14 protein-coding genes and 1 tRNA gene are annotated in these 17,196 nt (G+C 45.9%); 1 reads left to right on the top strand and 14 read right to left on the bottom strand.

The window, feature by feature from the left end:
• Window positions 1–46 precede the first annotated feature (46 nt).
• The 7 genes from C942_RS20650 to C942_RS20620 all read right to left on the bottom strand — a co-directional run bounded on the left by C942_RS20650 (window position 47) and on the right by C942_RS20620 (window position 8,256).
• Window positions 47–123 (bottom strand) — tRNA-Val (locus C942_RS20650).
• A 189-nt stretch (window positions 124–312) separates the two neighbouring features.
• Window positions 313–1,110 (bottom strand): ParA family protein, encoded by a 798-nt coding sequence (locus C942_RS20645; protein WP_007469907.1) that lies wholly within the window; start codon window positions 1,108–1,110, stop codon window positions 313–315.
• Between the two features lie 51 nt (window positions 1,111–1,161).
• Window positions 1,162–1,422, bottom strand: a complete 261-nt coding sequence (locus C942_RS20640; RefSeq protein WP_007469905.1) for a DUF5062 family protein — start codon at window positions 1,420–1,422, stop codon at window positions 1,162–1,164.
• A 153-nt stretch (window positions 1,423–1,575) separates the two neighbouring features.
• On the bottom strand, window positions 1,576–2,619 hold the full coding sequence (locus C942_RS20635) for a DUF3080 domain-containing protein (RefSeq protein WP_007469903.1): 1,044 nt from the start codon (window positions 2,617–2,619) through the stop codon (window positions 1,576–1,578).
• A 215-nt stretch (window positions 2,620–2,834) separates the two neighbouring features.
• Window positions 2,835–4,205, bottom strand: a complete 1,371-nt coding sequence (locus tag C942_RS20630) for an MATE family efflux transporter (protein WP_036801348.1) — start codon at window positions 4,203–4,205, stop codon at window positions 2,835–2,837.
• A 151-nt stretch (window positions 4,206–4,356) separates the two neighbouring features.
• Window positions 4,357–6,159, bottom strand: a complete 1,803-nt coding sequence (locus C942_RS20625; protein WP_007469899.1) for a diguanylate cyclase — start codon at window positions 6,157–6,159, stop codon at window positions 4,357–4,359.
• 249 nt (window positions 6,160–6,408) lie between these two features.
• Window positions 6,409–8,256 carry a diguanylate cyclase gene (locus tag C942_RS20620; RefSeq protein WP_007469898.1) on the bottom strand — a complete coding sequence of 616 codons (1,848 nt, stop codon included), beginning with the start codon at window positions 8,254–8,256 and terminating at the stop codon, window positions 6,409–6,411.
• Window positions 8,257–8,448: 192 nt separating this feature from the next.
• Between C942_RS20620 and C942_RS20615 the strand changes: the two genes are divergently transcribed.
• A complete protein-coding gene (locus C942_RS20615; RefSeq protein ID WP_007469896.1) occupies window positions 8,449–9,060 on the top strand; it encodes a riboflavin synthase in 612 nt (203 codons plus the stop codon).
• 120 nt (window positions 9,061–9,180) lie between these two features.
• Here C942_RS20615 and C942_RS20610 read toward each other — a convergent pair whose 3' ends face one another.
• The 7 genes from C942_RS20610 to hutI form a co-directional block, all read right to left on the bottom strand.
• Complete coding sequence (locus tag C942_RS20610; protein WP_007469894.1) at window positions 9,181–9,384, bottom strand: CPXCG motif-containing cysteine-rich protein; 204 nt, start codon at window positions 9,382–9,384, stop codon at window positions 9,181–9,183.
• 331 nt (window positions 9,385–9,715) lie between these two features.
• A complete protein-coding gene (gene hxpB, locus C942_RS20605) occupies window positions 9,716–10,369 on the bottom strand; it encodes a hexitol phosphatase HxpB (protein ID WP_007469893.1) in 654 nt (217 codons plus the stop codon).
• 109 nt (window positions 10,370–10,478) lie between these two features.
• Window positions 10,479–11,351: a fructosamine kinase family protein gene (locus tag C942_RS20600; protein ID WP_007469891.1), complete on the bottom strand. Its 873-nt coding sequence runs from the start codon at window positions 11,349–11,351 to the stop codon at window positions 10,479–10,481.
• Between the two features lie 207 nt (window positions 11,352–11,558).
• Window positions 11,559–13,091 (bottom strand): histidine ammonia-lyase, encoded by a 1,533-nt coding sequence (gene hutH, locus C942_RS20595; RefSeq protein ID WP_007469889.1) that lies wholly within the window; start codon window positions 13,089–13,091, stop codon window positions 11,559–11,561.
• A 25-nt stretch (window positions 13,092–13,116) separates the two neighbouring features.
• Window positions 13,117–14,823, bottom strand: coding sequence for a urocanate hydratase (hutU, locus tag C942_RS20590; protein WP_007469887.1), 1,707 nt, complete (start codon window positions 14,821–14,823; stop codon window positions 13,117–13,119).
• 29 nt (window positions 14,824–14,852) lie between these two features.
• The gene (gene hutG / locus C942_RS20585; RefSeq protein ID WP_007469885.1) at window positions 14,853–15,902 is read right to left on the bottom strand and encodes a formimidoylglutamase; all 1,050 of its coding nucleotides are present in this window, start codon (window positions 15,900–15,902) and stop codon (window positions 14,853–14,855) included.
• The gene (hutI, locus tag C942_RS20580; protein ID WP_007469883.1) at window positions 15,892–17,121 is read right to left on the bottom strand and encodes an imidazolonepropionase; all 1,230 of its coding nucleotides are present in this window, start codon (window positions 17,119–17,121) and stop codon (window positions 15,892–15,894) included. Before hutI ends, hutG begins: the two co-directional genes overlap by 11 nt.
• Window positions 17,122–17,196 lie beyond the last annotated feature (75 nt).

Below are 17,196 nucleotides of genomic sequence, written 5' to 3'. Positions count from 1 at the left end.
AACCAGCTGAGCTACAGACGCAAATTTTTAGTTCATGTAAGAGAATTGGTGCGACTGAGTGGACTCGAACCACCGACCCCTACCATGTCAAGGTAGTACTCTAACCAGCTGAGCTACAGTCGCATTATCCGGTGTTCCCTTAGAACAAGGGGGATATTAAACACTTCATTCCACCTGTTCAAGTGCAAGGTTCGATAAAATCAGAAAAAAACAACCGCTTGATTACTGTTTATCCAAAAAGACAGCCGGTTGAGCAACTGGTGTCACAGATTGCGCTAACTATTTGTACAGTAACGCAATCATTGAACAAAACTAACTCTCTGTTGCGGTTAATTTAACCTCATTTTTCTCCAGTTCATTATAAAGCTGCTCAAAGTGAGTGGTGAGCTTATGGCTTGGGAACAGGTGCACCAGCGGCTTCTGGTGGTAGTGAGATTCCTTCATTTTGATTGATTGCGGCAGGTATGGCTCCAGGATTGGTAATCCAAGTTCCTTTAAATCGGCAATGATTTGCGAAGGAAAGTTTGCCTGAGCATTAAACATGTTGACGATAACACCTTCCACTTCAAGCTTCGGGTTATGATCTTCCCTTAGTTCAGCCAGATTATTAAGCAGTGTCAGCAATGCCTGTTGGGAGAAACTGTCGCAATCAAAGGGGATCAGAAGTCGTTGAGCTGCGATAAGCGCGGCTTTACTGAAGAAGTTAAGGTTAGGCGGTGTATCCAGGTAAATGCGATCGTAATTTTTTTCCAGAGTATCAAGTGCGTCGCGGAGTTTGTAGATTTTGTAGCGGCGTTCCAATTCGGATTCGAGTTTTTCCAGTTTAGGGCTTGATGGAATGATGTCTAAGTTTTCGAAGGCTGTCGGTTGGGGAAATTCATTAATCGGAGTGGAGACAGTAAACCAGCCAACGCTTTGATTAAGTAAATCGGCTATTGTGGTTTTACTTTCCTGATTGATGTCGTGGCCAAGGTAATGACTGCTGTTGCCCTGAACATCGAGATCGACAAGTAATGTTTTATATCCTTGGGCTGCACTGAGCGCGGCCAGATTAGCTGCAATACTTGATTTACCAACGCCACCTTTTTGATTGAATACAACGCGCCGCATGTTTCCTACCTTAAACGTGTGTGAATTGACAGGTAATTGAATTGGTTGAGGTTACTGTAATAGTTCGTGCTCCGGCGGTAACAAACGCGAGATCCATAATACGAGTTTGTGTTTCATATTCGGACCATCTTCCTGATCGGTTGCGAGCGGGGTGATTTGTTTGACTTCAACTAACAGTCGATAGATGCACTCCACCTTGTCCTTGGAAGAGACGGTTTTGTCTAGATCGCCATATCCTTGCTTTTTCGCTAGGGCCATACCCAATTCAAGGGCTTTCTTTAGCAACTTGGCTTCGTTCTTGTGTTTCTTCATTGCCTGCTCCTTGCAATACTGATTTGCTGAGTTCATCCACTCGGATAAACTGAGCGAATGGGTATCGTCCTGCCGACATCTTAGAGCCAATCAGAATGAATTAAAAGCCTGATTTTTCAAGAATAGTCGCTAAGACTGTTATTCGCTACCGTATCAAATCCCGATTTTTATCTGACAGCGTTTGAAGGTGCGTTGCCAAAATTGAACGTGTGCCATTGTTGCTTCTCTGAAACTGTCATGTAATTCCCCGGCAACGTAATGATTGTAGTAGGAGGTATATTGTTCCGTGGCTGAATTCGGTGGTTGCAAGATTGTTTGTAGTGGTTCTCGGATCTCGTTGAACTGAGAATCGAGTTCTGCCAGATAGGGTTGGATCTCAGTGACAAAGAATCGGTAGAACACATTGTTCAGATATTCGGCTTTCTGTTGATTTCGATTCTTTCCGCAAATGACGATGGATTCGTTTTCCTCAAGAAGCCGAGTGGTAGTATTCAGCCAGTCCTTTGAACGCGTAATCGAATAAACCAATTGTCCGAAGTATCGATGGGTATGAATTTGCTCCTGATGAAAAAGTAAGCGTTCGGCTTGTTTTTGCTGTACGGTTTGATTGCCTTGAATCGCTTGATAAACGAAATCTAAATATCGTATTGCTTCCTGATTTTCTGCTTTGCCGGGGAAGTTGTTAAGTGCAAAAGGAAGGCTGGTGATCCTCAGTTGTTGTCGCCACTCTTTACCTGAAGTCAGCATGTTCCAGAAGTAGACCGGGAGTTGCTTTCGTTTTAGCTGGCGGAAGTTAACAAGTTCCGGTTGTAGTTCTGAGTCCTGTGGCAATGTGTCGATGCAATGTTCCAGTCCGCCCATAAACAGTAACTCATAACGGAGCTGATGAGTTCTGTCTTGTACCTTCCCCAGTACGGAGTTCCTTTCCGCTATTAAATGGAACAGCCCGCACTTTCTCAACTCATAAGCATCAAGCAACCCCATTCGAATATCTTCAATCGGTATAAGCAAGTCTCGAATATCTGCCAACTGAATGATTTGAGTTTCCGGAGCCGGGGAGGGTGAGACATCCAGTACGTTAGCCAGCCTGGAATGATAAGTTTCAAAGCTTTCTTCCGCTGTGTTTCGCTCACAACCGGGTAGAGTGAGTAAAGAGAGTGTGAGAAACAGTGGGTATAGAGTCTGGCGGCTCAGCATTCGCTACCTTTATGATTTTTCAGAACAGCAATCGGAATACGTACGCGAATAGGTAATGGATTACCCATTGATGATTTAACGCCATTGAACGTTCAAATACTTATGCTGATATAAGTATGGTGAAGGAGAGGGGAAAAAGGAAAGGCGACCTCAGGCCGCCTTTGTTAATTCAATGATTTTATCGCTTTCAACTTATCGAGTTGAGAGCCTGATTGTTATCGGAGTGACATTGCGATTTGGAAATCATTGTCTTGCTTCTGTACCCAGTGAAGCCTCGAACCCAGCATGACTGCTGCAGAACTCAGGCCGATAATATTACCAATCCAGAATCCGTGAGGCCCCATGGCCTGAACAACCCAGTCAGTCATGCCTAAGGTGTAGCCAATAGGTAATCCCAGAATCCAGTAAGCAATGAAGGTGCGAACAAAAATAGCGCGCATATCTTTATATCCGCGTAATGCACCGGCTGATACCACCTGAATCGCATCAGTACACTGGTAAACAGCCGCAAGGAAAAGTAATTGACCAGCAAGGGCAATTACGTCTGGGTTGTCTGTATAGAGCAGGGCGATCTCTTCTCGGAAAAGGACTGTCAGGATAGCTGTTGTCATTGACATCAATAGGGCGATCAGCAGGCCACAGTGGCTGGCAATTTTTGCTTCTTGAAGGTTTTGCTCACCCAGCAGATGACCGACACGGATACTCAGTGCCGCCCCCAAGCTCATTGGTAACATGAAAACCAGGGAAGAGAAGTTAATCGCGACCTGGTGCGAAGCGACAGTAATGGAACCCAGAGGTGAGATCAAAAGTGCAATGGCGGCAAAAAGTGAAATCTCAAAGAAAATGGATGCCGCAATCGGAAAGCCTAGTTTGAAAAGTCGGGAAATCGCCTTGAACTGAGGTTTGTGCCAGGAGGTGAACAGGTTCGCTTTTTGCAGGCGTTTGTTGACTAATACATAAATCAACATAGAGATAAACATCAGCCAGTAAACAATCGCTGTTGCAACACCACAACCGACACCGCCGAGTTCAGGCGCACCGAATTTTCCGTACACAAAAATCCAGTTCAGCGGAATATTCGCGCCCAGGCCGATAAAGCCGATCACCATAGCCGGCACTGTCATCGACAGGCCTTCAGCAAAGCTTTTCAGGGTTTGGAAAAACAGGAATGCCGGAACGGCAAACAGGACCGCATGCATGTAGCCGACAGTTTTTACTGCCAACGCTGTTTCGACATCCATGAATTTAATCAGTACACCAGCGTTGTAGAGCACCAGCATGATTGGAACAGAGATGATTGATGCCAGAACAAAGCCATGCTGGACTTCGAACGCGACACGCTCTTTTTTTCCGGAGCCATTCAGCTGAGCAACAATAGGTACTAAGGCAAGCAGCAAACCGACACCGAAAAGAATAGAGGGTAGCCAGATGCTGGCTGCTACAGATACAGCTGCCATATCTGTTGCGCTGACACCACCGGCCATAACGGTATCGACAAAACCCATAGAGGTTTGAGCGACAGACGCAATAAGAACGGGGATAGCAAGCTTTAATAGGTGGCGGGTCTCGCGCCTGTAATTGTGCACAGAATGCTCCTGATGCGTGATTAGTAATACATTTGAGATGAGCGGTAAATTATACCGCCACCCAGTATTGATACAATTGCCAGATTGGCTTTTATCAGACCAGAAAGCGTATGGGGTCTTTTTCTTATAGCTCGCCTGTATTGAATGCGTCTTATTTATTCATATCGTTATCAATCACAGCCTGTTTTTTACCGGCAAGCTTCGCTTTGTACAGCATGTTATCTGCAATGGCATAGCAGTTCATTTTTCCTGGGTAAGAGTTAGTACCACCAATACTCGCACTGAGCTTGAGTTGACAGCCATCGACATAAAGTGGACTGTGTTTCAGTTTTAGTAGAATGCGTTTAGTGAGGGTTTCAACTTCATCGGATTCAGACCAGATTGCGAACTCTTCGCCGCCAATCCTGCCAATGATGTCGCTGGTGGACAGGCAGGTTTCACATACTCGGGTAAAGTGTTTGAGTGCAAGATCACCGGTAACATGACCAAAGGTGTCATTCAGCTTCTTAAAGTCATCAATATCCAGGATCAGCAGCCATCCATTCTTTTTTTCTGAGTGGTGTGAGAATGTTTCCCAGAAGAACCGTTGATTGGCAATGCCGGTAAGTGGGTCTGTGTTTGCCAGTTCACGAAGTTGTTGATTGACAGCGATCAGCTCTCGTGTTCTTTCGCGAACGCGCTCTTCCAGCCTTTGGTTCAGACGTTCGGTTTCCTGTTTTTGTTTATCCAACTGGGTAATAGTGGACTCCAGATGAATAGCCATTTTATTAAATGAAGCCGCTAGTTTGCCTACTTCGTCATGATGTATAACGGGAATTTGTTGTAACCAGTTACCCAGGCTGATCTCTATTGTCGCTTTTGTTAATTGTCGAATCGGTGTCAGTAGCTTCTCAGTTCTGCGGGTACCGTAGTACACGGCAATCATAATAATGAGTGCTGCAATGATGAATGTGTAGTGCTTAGTTTGAATTAGATCCTGAGTAAATTCTGATTGTGGTGAATAAATGACAATGGCGACAGAACGATTTTTGCTCAATGGGAAGTGAGTATGAAAGTTGAGCCAGGTTTCGCTCATGAAATCTAATGTTTGAATAGACGTATGGTCCTGCCCATTCTTATTCAGAGTAGGCCAAAGTTGGCCCAATAGTGATGTTGGGTCAGAGGCGATATTCATGAGCTTGCCGTTTTTGGCCGCGTGGGTGCTGTCACTGCTTGCTAAGATATCACCATTTGTATCGATCAGAGCGACTGTGCTGTTTTTGCTGGGTTTGGCGTTTAGCAGGGCTTCTTCGATACTGGCAAGAGTTAAGTCTACTCCCCAGACACCGATCAGCGCTCCATTTTGATCGTGTATCGACTTCGAGAGTGTAATGCCAAGCAGTTCGTTATTGACTACCCCCGGGTAAACATCACTCCATATAGGCAAGTTTGTGTTTAAGGCATTTTGATACCAACTTCTTTGGCGGGCATCAAAATGCTTAATGCGGTTGATGAATGCATCGGACTCATCTGAATATGATGTGCGATAGCTGAGTAACGGGCCTGCTCCATCATTTTCGGATTCAAAACGAACAAAGTGTTGTTTTAGCTTCTGGCCGACAGAAATCAGGCCGCCCTTAGTATTGGCAAAGTAGAAGTAATCAATGTTTTCATGGTGGTTAAGGGCATTGGTCAGGTATACCAAAAGCTGAGGTTTGTCTTTAACTATATCAATAAGTTGATTTTGTATAACTTCCTGATGCAGATAGACGTCATGTGCTTTCGAGAAGAAGGAATCGAGCTTGTTGTATATAGTTTCACTGGAGTGGCGATAGAGCTTTTCGACGGTTAGGCGGTGATCCTGCTCATAGCTGTGGTACCACAAGAGGCTAACAGACAGTGCTGTTAGCAAAATAAACAGTGTTAAGGTTAGCTGAATTCTCAGAACCAGATTATTGGAAAATGGGCTAAGCATTGAAGTGTGTTGAGTCTTATAGATGTTTTATTTATGTATTGTATGTAGAGCATGCGGAGAATATATGGTTCAGTGGGGGGTTACAAACTAAAGAAAGTTCTTTGCTCTTAAATTATTCACAGAAGGTTGTATTTGTGTATCTTTTGTTCTGTTGTGTGTGATTGAACGGTACTTATGTATGATGAGTTCCCTTACAGAGTAAGGGAAGGGAGGCAGAAAAGTATGCTCTGATGCAACATATCTAATATATCAGGCTGGCTTGTCCGGAATCGAACTGCAGTCAATAACAGCCCGGTTTTTCCCTGTCTGTTTGGCTTGGTAGAGCATTTTGTCTGCAATAGCGTAGGCGTTTACTTTTCCAGGAAAACAGTCGGTACCTCCGATACTGGCGGTCAGATGTATTTGGTTGCCGACTGAGTGAAGCGGTGACGAATTCATGTTGTCAAAAATGATCTCAGTTAATTCCTGTATTGCTTCTATGGTTTGTGCTTCAGACCAGATTGCGAATTCTTCGCCACCAATACGGCCCATAAAATCATTTTCACCCAGGCAGGCTGTACAACATTGAGTGAAATGCTGTAAGGCTAAATCACCCGTCATGTGTCCGTATGCATCGTTTAGCTGCTTAAAGTCATCAATATCCAGAATAAGCAGCCAGCCGTGTTTGCTCTCTACCCGGTTGGCAAACATTTCCCAGAAATGGCGACGGTTTGCTATACCTGTCAATGGATCAAAGTTGGCTAGCTGACGCAGGCGGGCATTGAGGGCACTTAGTTCTTCAGTTCTTGCTCGGACACGCTCTTCAAGCTTGAGGTTTTGTTTTTCAAGCAAGACATTCAGCCGTTCTGTTTCTTGTTTCTGAGTATCAAGCTGAGTGATAGTCGCCTCGAGATTCGTGGTCATATGGTTAAAAGAGCGGGCAAGTTGTCCCACTTCATCATCACGATCAAGTTGAATCTTATGGGTCCATTTTCCCTGGCTGATTTGCTCTGTAGCCCGGGTCAGCTTTCTTATTGGAGTGAGAATGTATTTTGTTGCTGCGGATCCGAAATAGATCGCTAAAGTGGTCATCAGTATCGTGATGATAATGGCATAATCTTTTGCTTCTAAAATGTCTTTGGTGAGATCTGATTCAGGCGAGTAAAAGACAATACTGACCGAGCGATTTTTCCCCAAAGGATAGCTGGAATGAAAATTCAGCCAGGGTTCACCATCGAAGTCGAAGGACTCTATCACACTTTCCTGATTTGGCTTCTTTGTTCTGACAGAAGGCCAGATCTGGTTCAAAATCGGAGCGCGCTCAGAGAGCACATTAATGAGTTTGCCTTGTCGTGGACCATGTTTGGGATTACTGCTGGCGAGAATGTCTCCGTTGGAATTAAGTAGAGCTACAGTGCTGTTCGGACTCGGTTTAGCCAACTGAAGCTCACGTATTACTCTCGAAAGTGTAAGGTCTACTCCCCAGACACCGAGTACCACGCCATTTTTATCACGTAATACTTTAGATAGGGTGATACCCAGCATATTTCTGTCAATGGCACCGGGATAGATATCACTCCAGATTGCTTGATCTGTTTGTAATGCGCGTTGGTACCAGTCTCGTTCCCTGGCGTCATAATGTTTTGTTTTACCTATAACTTTAATGGCTTCACCATCAAGCTTATTCTTATAGCTGGTGAGAGGGCCTGCCTGGTTGTTATCAGACTCGAACATAATGAAGCTTCTGTCATCACCTTGCCCCAGAGACAGCAATCCACCTTGATTATTACCAAAATAGTAATAATCAATGTTGAAATGATGGTTGAGGACATTTTCGAGATGTGACAACAGCTGATCTCTGTCTTTTATTATGTCAGGGAGTTGATCGATGATCCTCTGCTGATGCTGGTACACGAGTCGGGCTTCTGCGAAAAAATCATCGAGTTGTGCTTGAATTGTCTGGCTGGAATAACGATATAACTTTTCAACCGTTTGCAAACGAACCTGCTCTGAGCTGTGGTACCATAACAGGCCAATTGGCGTTGCTGTCAGCAGGACAAACAATGTCAGGATGAGTTGAATACGAAGGCCAAGGTTTTTGGGTAGTCTGCTTAACATTCGTAATCCTTGGGCCTGAAGGGAATATCATTTCTTCGCGGTATTTGATTGAAGGATATATTGTTCTGGGTGATGTTACAAATGTCACACGTGTAATTTGCGGCACAGTGCAAAAATGGTTTGTGTGGTTGTTAAATATCCTGTCAGGTAATATTTACAGCCATGCCAGTATAAAGATTCAGAGGAGAGATTATGTTTACCGGTATTGTCCAGGGTACAGCTGAAGTGGTGGATATTAAGAAAAAAGACCGCTTTCAAACGCATGTGATTCGTATGCCATCTGAATTATTATCTGGCCTTGAAACCGGGGCGTCTGTGGCACACAACGGTTGTTGTTTAACAGTTACAGACATTCAAGATGACCTAGTTGCATTCGATCTGATGCAAGAGACATTAAGAGTAACTAACCTCGGGCTCTTAGCGGTTGGTGATCATGTCAACGTAGAACGTGCGGCTAGGTTTGGTGATGAAATTGGCGGCCATTCAATGTCTGGACATATTAATGTGGCGACGGAAATCTGCGACATTATTACGACACCAAATAACTGTACAGTATGGTTTAAGTTACCAGCCGATTTTTCCAAATATGTTCTTCGTAAAGGCTATATCGGTATTGACGGTTGTTCGTTGACTATTGGTGAGGTTAAAGAGGATTGCTTTTGTGTTCACTTGATCCCTGAAACCTTAAATCGAACCTTGTTTGGTCAACGTAAGATTGGAGATGTTGTAAATATCGAGATTGATCCACAAACACAAGCGATAGTTGATACAGTCGAAAGGGTGTTGGCAGAAAAAGCATTATAATGCGTTTGTCTGTATTAATGCTTCTTGTAAAGACTGAATAAATATCTTTATCCCTACAGTCAGTCTGTAGGGATTTGTTTTTGTGATGTTTCGCTCGTAAATATATAATTTGATTATTATTTAAAATATTTGCTCGTCATCAGCGTCAACGAACAAATTAATTGTTTTGTGTAACTCATCCACTTCCATTGTTAAATGAATGGCATGACAACATGCTGGACAATCATCATAAAACTCCTGGCTACCTGCGCTTGCATCAAGTGTAATTCTTATATTGTGTCCACAGTGCGGGCAGACAACACTTTGCTCTGAGATATTTTTCATATTGAACTCCTTTCAATGTGCGATGCACGTTTATCTGGCAGGAACCAGTTGTAATAATTAACTTAATGAATTGCTCTATCTAAACTTTAGCGTTTGCTATTCCTTTTTGCCGAGAATTAACTGTAAAGTTTGATATCTTTTGAAGTTCTGGGTAAATGAATAATGGAAGTGCAAAAAAATGCATTTAAAGGTGGCTTTTTTTAATTTTATAAGATTCAACGAGCTTAATAAAAAGTCAGTTTAGGCACATTAACAGGCAGGAAAAATGAACGAAATTTGATGTAAAGACAAATAGGGTTGTCTTTACATCATTTATAAAATTATCAGCGAATTAAAGGTTGGCGAACAGTTGCTGATTTACTTCGTGAAGCGAGGTAAGTTTTTTGTCTGCAATAGCCCAACGAGCATCATCAGCATACGCTTTTTCAGGTACCGCAACTCCTTTCATCTGTGCTGCTTTAGCTGCCAGCAGTCCATTCACGGAGTCTTCGAAGGCAACGCAGGCCTGAGGTGCAACACCCAGTGCGTCTGCCGCATTGATATACACTTCCGGATGAGGTTTACCGTAACGGAGAGCTTCGGCAGATAATACAGCAGAGAATTTGTCTTCAAGCGATAGCGCTTCCAAAGTTGCCTGTATCAGGCTCATTGGTGACGAAGAGGCAAGGGCGATTTTCAGGCCGTATTGCTCGCATGCATTAATGGCTTCGCATACTCCGGGTAACATAGGCTTGTGTTCTTTGATCAGTTCTTCAACACGAGCCACGATCATATTTGTGACTGTTGCGCAGTCTGCGCCTTCCCATGGTTGTTTACCAAACCAGAATTCTACAACCTGATCGATACGCAAACCCATTGTTTGCAGTGTGTCTTTTTGTTCAATTTTGACGCCAAGAGAAGAGAACACATCGACTTGGGCCAGTTGCCAGAAGGGTTCGGAATCGACCAACAGGCCGTCCATATCAAAAACTGCAGCTTGTAGCATGGATCTTTAATTCTCAATAAAAAAGGCGCCAGAGGCACCGGAACATAACATATAGGATGAACAGGCTTCTAAATTAAGAAGAAACCTGTTCGGAAATTAGTTCTCACTTTTAACCTGAGCCAAGAAGGCCAAGTCTCTCGATGATATGTTCGGCCTGAGCGATGTAGCTTCCGCCGAACAAATTACAGTGATTAAGGACATGGTATAGATTATATAGATCACGTCGATCTTGATATCCGTCATCTAAAGGCCAGACAGACTGATATCCTTCGTAAAAACTTGAAGGGAAACCACCAAACAATTCGGTCATGGCGATATCGCATTCACGGTCTCCCCAATAACTGGCCGGGTCAAATATGATGGGGCCAGTTACGGTCAACGCGGTATTGCCATGCCAGAGGTCGCCATGGAGTAGGGAAGGTTTCGGCTGGTGGTGCATCAGTAGCTGAATTACCTGGCTGGTGATGGTGTCAATATTGCCGAGATCTATTCCTTTTTCTTTGCAGAGTTGTAACTGCCATGCGATGCGCTGTTCGGCAAAGAACCGACACCAACGTCTGCGCCATTTGTTCGGTTGCGGTGTCAGGCCAATGAAATTATCGAAATCAAAGCCATATTCTGCCTGTTCTCCCCACCTGTGTTGGTGAGCCAGATCCTGACCCAGCGTATAGGCGGAGTCATTATCGATAACTTTGGTTGGCAGATAATTAAGGATAAGAAAGGATTTATCTCGAGTTGTGCCTAGGTGAATAAATTGAGGAATCTGTACACAGTCGGCTTCGTTAAGCATACGTAAGCTTTCTGCTTCTGTTTCAAATACAGCAAGCTGTTCGCGATCATTCATCTTAAGAAAGAAGCGCTCATTGCCATCACCAATACAGTAGCATTCATTGATATCACCGCCTTCCAGAGGTTCTTTCTCGGTAATTTTAAAGGATCTACCTAAGACGTCTGAAAGCTGGTGAGAAATCGCTTGCCACATAGCACCCTCCACGGCTGATCAAGATAATAAGTGTCTCGTCAACATCTTAGCTGATTAATTGAGCAAATAATTTTGCCCTAATCAAGCTTTTGGCCTGAACATTTGGACAATAACGTTTTAATAATAGCCAAACGAACACAAAAAAGTTGAATGGATAACATGACAAATTAATGAAAAGCCGGAATTATTTCCGGCTTTTTGAGAAGATTAAAGGCTGGGCAATAATCTGGCGGGCATAAGACCGTTGTAAATTGCTTCTTTGAGCAGTGTATTTGCTTTGTCGATATCTGGTGCAAAATACCTGTCTTTGTCATAAAAGCTGACGCGATCACGCAGGGTCGATTTGGCCTGTTCGATTCGTTCTGAGCTTTTATTCGGGCTTCGGAAGTCAATCCCCTGAGCGGCAGCCAAAAGTTCAACGGCCAGGATCCCGCGGGTGTTGTCTGCCATATCACCAAGGCGTCGTCCTGCAAATGTTGCCATTGATACATGATCTTCCTGATTGGCAGATGTCGGCAGGCTGTCAATAGAAGCCGGATGGGCGAGAGTTTTGTTTTCGCTTGCCAATGCTGCTGAAGTTACCTGCGCAATCATAAAGCCTGAATTCACTCCGCCGTTATCGACTAAAAAAGGCGGGAGATTGCTTAGGGTGCTGTCGATGAGCAGTGCCATCCTGCGTTCTGAGAGGCTGCCAATTTCGGCAATGGCCAGAGCCAGATTATCCGCAGCCATCGCCACCGGTTCAGCATGGAAATTACCACCTGAAATGATGTCATCATCTTCTGCAAATACTAACGGATTGTCGGATACCGAGTTAGCTTCGATTTCCAGAATATCGGCGGCATGGCGGATTTGTTGCAGGCAGGCGCCCATAACCTGAGGTTGGCAGCGAAGTGAATATGGATCCTGAACCTTTTCACACTTCTTGTGAGAAAGGCCGATTTCACTTTCTTTATCCAGCATATGGCGGTAAGCATCAGCGGCATCAATCTGGCTGCGATGTCCACGAACTCTGTGGATACGCGGATCGAAAGGACGGCGGCTGCCCTGTGCAGCTTCTACCGACATAGAGCCGCAGACAATGCCTGACGCAAACAGGTCTTCTGCGGCAAACAGTCCTTCCAGCGCAAAGGCCGTTGATGCCTGGGTGCCATTAAGTAGAGCAAGGCCCTCTTTGGGGGCTAGTGTGATAGGTTCCAGCCCGGCAATATGAAGTGCTTCTGAGCCGGATATTACTTCTTCTTTGTAGTGAGCCTGGCCTTCACCTAGCAGAACTGTGCTCATGTGCGCTAATGGAGCCAGATCACCGGAGGCTCCGACCGAACCTTTTTTCGGGATGCACGGATAAACTTCTGCATTGATGAGCTGTATAAGGGCATCAACAACCAGCGGGCTAATACCAGAGTAGCCGCGAGCCAGGCTGTTGATTTTCAGCACCATCATCAGGCGAACGGTTGCATCATCCATAAAGTCGCCTATACCTGCGGCATGGGAAAGGACAATACTTCTCTGAAGGGTTTCCAAGTCATCAACTGCGATACGCGTGTTGGCAAGCAGGCCAAAGCCCGTATTGATGCCATAAACGATTCTGTCTTCAGCAATGATCTTTTCGACAGCATTTGTGCTTGCTTCCATGTCTTTTAGTGCAGCAGGGTTTAGTGACAGTGTCACCTGATTGCAGCTGACTTCACGGAGCTGCTTCAGAGACAGCTTGCCCGGGTTGATTTCTAACTGGTACATACAACTTCCTTTTTGCTGTCGTTAATTACTGAGTTTCGTGGTGAATATCGAGCATCGGCAAATCCAGCCCTTGCTCTTTTGCGCAATTGACGGCGATATCGTAGCCGGCATCTGCATGACGCATAACACCAGTTGCAGGGTCGTTGTGTAATACTCGGGCTACTCGCATATCAGCTTCGTCAGAACCGTCACAGACAATGACCATGCCTGAGTGTTGAGAGAAGCCCATTCCTACGCCGCCACCATGGTGAAGGGATACCCAGGTAGCACCTGAAGCCGTGTTCAGAAGGGCATTAAGCAGTGGCCAGTCTGAAACTGCATCCGAGCCGTCTATCATGCCTTCTGTTTCCCGGTTCGGACTGGCAACGGAGCCTGAGTCTAGATGGTCGCGACCAATAACAATCGGTGCTTTCAGTTCGCCATTTTTGACCATTTCGTTGAAGGCCTTACCAAGGCGGGCGCGATCTTTTAGTCCGACCCAGCAAATGCGTGCCGGTAGTCCCTGGAAATGAATGCGTTCACGAGCCATATCGAGCCAGTTGTGTAGGTGTGGATCATCCGGGAGCAGCTCTTTGACTTTTTGATCTGTCTTGTAAATATCCTCAGGGTCACCGGATAGTGCAGCCCAACGGAAAGGACCAACGCCTTCGCAGAATAAAGGTCTTATATAAGCCGGCACGAAGCCCGGGAAATCAAATGCGTTTTTGACACCTTCCTCAAAGGCCATCTGGCGGATGTTGTTGCCATAGTCGACGGTAGCAGAACCCGCTTTTTGCAGATCCAGCATGGCCTGAACCTGAATAGCCATCGACGCTTTGGCTGCTTTCACTACTGCGGCTTCATCTTTCTGTCGCATTTCGGCGGCATATTCCATTGTCCAGCCTTTTGGTAAATAGCCGTTCAGTGGATCATGCGCGGAAGTCTGGTCGGTTGTCGCATCCGGTACGATGCCGCGTTTGACGATTTCAGGATAAATGTCAGCTGTGTTACCCAGAAGAGCAACGGAAACAGGTTTACCTGTTTGTTTTGCTTCTTCTATGATAGCGAGGGCTTCATCCAGGTTGTTAACTTTGCAGTCGACGTAGCCGGTACGAAGGCGATAATCGATTCGGGATTCGTCGCATTCAACGGCAATCATGGAATAGCCGGCCATTGTCGCCGCCAGAGGTTGGGCTCCGCCCATACCGCCCAGTCCTCCGGTGAGGATCCAGCGATCTGAAGCATCACCGTTAAAGTGCTTGCGGGCCATAGCGACAAAAGTTTCATAGGTGCCCTGAACAATGCCTTGTGAACCTATGTAGATCCAGCTCCCAGCAGTCATTTGCCCGTACATCATCAGGCCCTGTTTATCGAGCTCGTTGAAGTGCTCCCAGTTTGCCCAGTGAGGAACAAGGTTGGAGTTGGCAATAAGAACGCGTGGCGCATTGGCGTGTGTCTTGAAAACACCGACAGGCTTACCGGATTGGACCAGTAAAGTTTCGTTGTCTTCCAGACGTTTCAGCACTTCAACAATTTTGTCGTAACATTCCCAGTTACGGGCTGCTCGGCCAATACCACCATATACCACTAATGCATGGGGATGTTCGGCAACATCAGGATGAAGGTTGTTCATCAACATCCGAAGCGGGGCTTCAGTTAGCCATGACTTTGCGTTCAGCTTCGTTCCGGTAGGGGCAATGATAATTCTGGTTTCATCTAAACGAGGGTTTTGTCGAGACGTTGCATGCGTCATTTTGCTCTCCTTGCGGTGCTTTTTCCGGATTAGCGGATAGCACGTGCTATTGTCCAGGCCAGCCTTGCTGCCAGCCGTGCAGTTTGGTTGTCGATGTCAAAACGTGGATTAAATTCAGCTAAATCGGCGACCAGAATTTTTGACGCGCCATGTCTGTTTTTTGCTTCCAGTACCGGTGCCAGCAGTTGCTCAATAATGTCCGGTGACACACCGCGGGCAGCTGGTGCGCTAACTCCCGGTGCAACGGCTGCCGGGAATACATCAATGTCTATCGTCAGGTAGAGATGGTCGCAGCCTTCAATAAAAGTTTTCAGTGCATCAATGGTATTGGCGAGGTTGGCATAGGTGAGCTCGGTGTCATCTTTGTAGTACACACCAAGGCGATCGGCTTTTTCATATAAAGCCTGTGTGTTTCCGGCTCGGTTCAAACCAAGGCAGGCATATTTGAATGGCCAGCTTTGCAGCTCACAAAAGCGTGCTACTTGGTGGAACGGAGTGCCGGAGCTGCCTTGTTCAGATTGCTGACCTGTCGGTGGGTTTCTAAGGTCAAAATGAGCATCAAAATTGATAATGCCGATTCTTGGCGCTGATTTTGTGTTTGTTTCCGAAGGTAACTGATTGTTCTCAGATGAGATGACATGTTGTTTTTGTATCAGGTAATTGCCAATTCCCTGAAAACTTCCCCATGCCACTTCATGTCCACCGCCGAAAACGATGACTTTATGCCGTTGGCGTAATGCCCGGCACACATCTTCACCGAGCCGATGTTGAGCCAGTTCCAGGTTACCGTCGTTACAGCAGATATTTCCGCCATCATAAACCGGCTCACTGTGATGCCAAGCCAGGTTTGCCAGTGCTTTTCGGATTTCTACTGGGGCCTGATAAGCGCCTGTTCGCCCTTTATTGCGTGATACGCCTTCATCACAGGCAAAACCAAGCAGCATGATGCCACCTTCATTGGCCTGATCTGCCGGTAGAATCTTTTGGTGCCAGTGCAAGCCTTTTTCGCCATCTTCCGGATCGCTGCGACCTTGCCAGACACTCATATCGATTTGTGCTCCCGGGTTATCAGTGGTCATGATTACCTCCGTTTGCCGGGAACAGGTGGCCATCAACGATCCGGGCAATAAGATCAGGAACGCCGAGGCGATAAGAAAGTTCGGCCGGAGTTTCCAGATTCCACAACGCTAAATCGGCTTCCATGCCTACGCGGATTTGTCCGCGCATTTCTTGAAGGCCAAGTGCTTGAGCGGCATTCACCGTCACGCCGCGTAAACATTCTTCCGGTGTCAGCCTGAGCAGGGTACAGCCCATGTTCATCATGGTACGTAGTGAAGCGATTGGGGATGTGCCGGGGTTAAAGTCAGAGGCGATAGCTATAGGCACATTGAGTCGACGTAGGTGGTCAACAGGTGGCTGTTGAGTCTCTCTTAAAAAGTAGAACGCGCCGGGTAACAGGGTGGCGACAGTATTACATGCCGCTAAGGCTGCGACACCTTCACTGTCGAGGTATTCAATGTGGTCGACGGATGTTGCACCCATGCGTGCAGCCATCGCGCTCCCGCCGAGGTTAGAAAGTTGCTCGGTATGGCCTTTTATCTTCAGGTTATGTGCTTTGGCGGCGGTAAATACACGCTGGCATTGCTCCGGGCTGAACCCGATCCCTTCACAGAAGACATCGACAGAATCAGCCAGTTTTTGCTCTGCGGCAGCCGGGATGATTTCCTGACAGATGAGATCAATATAGCCATCACCGTTGTTGGCAAATTCCGGAGGCAGGGCGTGAGCAGCTAATAAAGTAGCTGAAACTTTTATATCAGGCTGATTACCAAGTTGCCTGGCAACTCGTAGCATTTTCAACTCATCTTTTAGGGTGAGGCCATATCCGGATTTGACTTCGACAGTTGTCACACCATCGCGTTTAAGGCCTTCCAGGCGAGGAAGTGCAAGTTCATACAGTTCATCTTCACTTGCATTACGGGTTGCGTTGACAGTGGACAGGATCCCGCCACCTGCTTTGGCGATAGTTTCATAAGGAACGCCATTCAGGCGTTGTTCGAATTCATTAGCACGGTTGCCGGCGAAAATAAGGTGAGTATGACAGTCAATAAAGCCGGGTGTGGCCAGCGCTCCATGGCAGTCAATAACATCCGGATGACCGTGAAGATCATGTATGCCTGCGCAATCCGCAAACATAATTTTACCGTCCTGAATACCAATCATCGCGTTGTTAATGAGTTGGTAACCATTCTCAGGATGCATTGTTACCATGTTCAGGTTTGTCAGTACTCTATCCATGATAGTTCGCCGTCAAGTTTATATGTATATACAAATTAATAGACAAGAAGCAGCCATAACTCAAGGTGAGATGTA

The sequence above is a fragment of the Photobacterium marinum genome (genome assembly GCF_000331515.1).
Classification (GTDB): Bacteria; Pseudomonadota; Gammaproteobacteria; order Enterobacterales; family Vibrionaceae; genus Photobacterium; species Photobacterium marinum.
This window is presented reverse-complemented; position numbering and strand designations above follow the sequence as displayed.

Coding starts and splice junctions, on each gene's coding strand:
- C942_RS20625 (WP_007469899.1), bottom strand. CDS start 6,159: ATGCTTAGCCCATTTTCCAATAATCTGGTTCTGAGAATTCAGCTAACC.
- C942_RS20610 (WP_007469894.1), bottom strand. CDS start 9,384: ATGAAAAATATCTCAGAGCAAAGTGTTGTCTGCCCGCACTGTGGACAC.
- C942_RS20600 (WP_007469891.1), bottom strand. CDS start 11,351: ATGTGGCAAGCGATTTCTCACCAGCTTTCAGACGTCTTAGGTAGATCC.
- C942_RS20640 (WP_007469905.1), bottom strand. CDS start 1,422: ATGAAGAAACACAAGAACGAAGCCAAGTTGCTAAAGAAAGCCCTTGAA.
- C942_RS20645 (WP_007469907.1), bottom strand. CDS start 1,110: ATGCGGCGCGTTGTATTCAATCAAAAAGGTGGCGTTGGTAAATCAAGT.
- hxpB (WP_007469893.1), bottom strand. CDS start 10,369: ATGCTACAAGCTGCAGTTTTTGATATGGACGGCCTGTTGGTCGATTCC.
- hutG (WP_007469885.1), bottom strand. CDS start 15,902: ATGACCACTGATAACCCGGGAGCACAAATCGATATGAGTGTCTGGCAA.
- hutH (WP_007469889.1), bottom strand. CDS start 13,091: ATGTACCAGTTAGAAATCAACCCGGGCAAGCTGTCTCTGAAGCAGCTC.
- hutI (WP_007469883.1), bottom strand. CDS start 17,121: ATGGATAGAGTACTGACAAACCTGAACATGGTAACAATGCATCCTGAG.
- C942_RS20615 (WP_007469896.1), top strand. CDS start 8,449: ATGTTTACCGGTATTGTCCAGGGTACAGCTGAAGTGGTGGATATTAAG.
- C942_RS20635 (WP_007469903.1), bottom strand. CDS start 2,619: ATGCTGAGCCGCCAGACTCTATACCCACTGTTTCTCACACTCTCTTTA.
- C942_RS20620 (WP_007469898.1), bottom strand. CDS start 8,256: ATGTTAAGCAGACTACCCAAAAACCTTGGCCTTCGTATTCAACTCATC.
- hutU (WP_007469887.1), bottom strand. CDS start 14,823: ATGACGCATGCAACGTCTCGACAAAACCCTCGTTTAGATGAAACCAGA.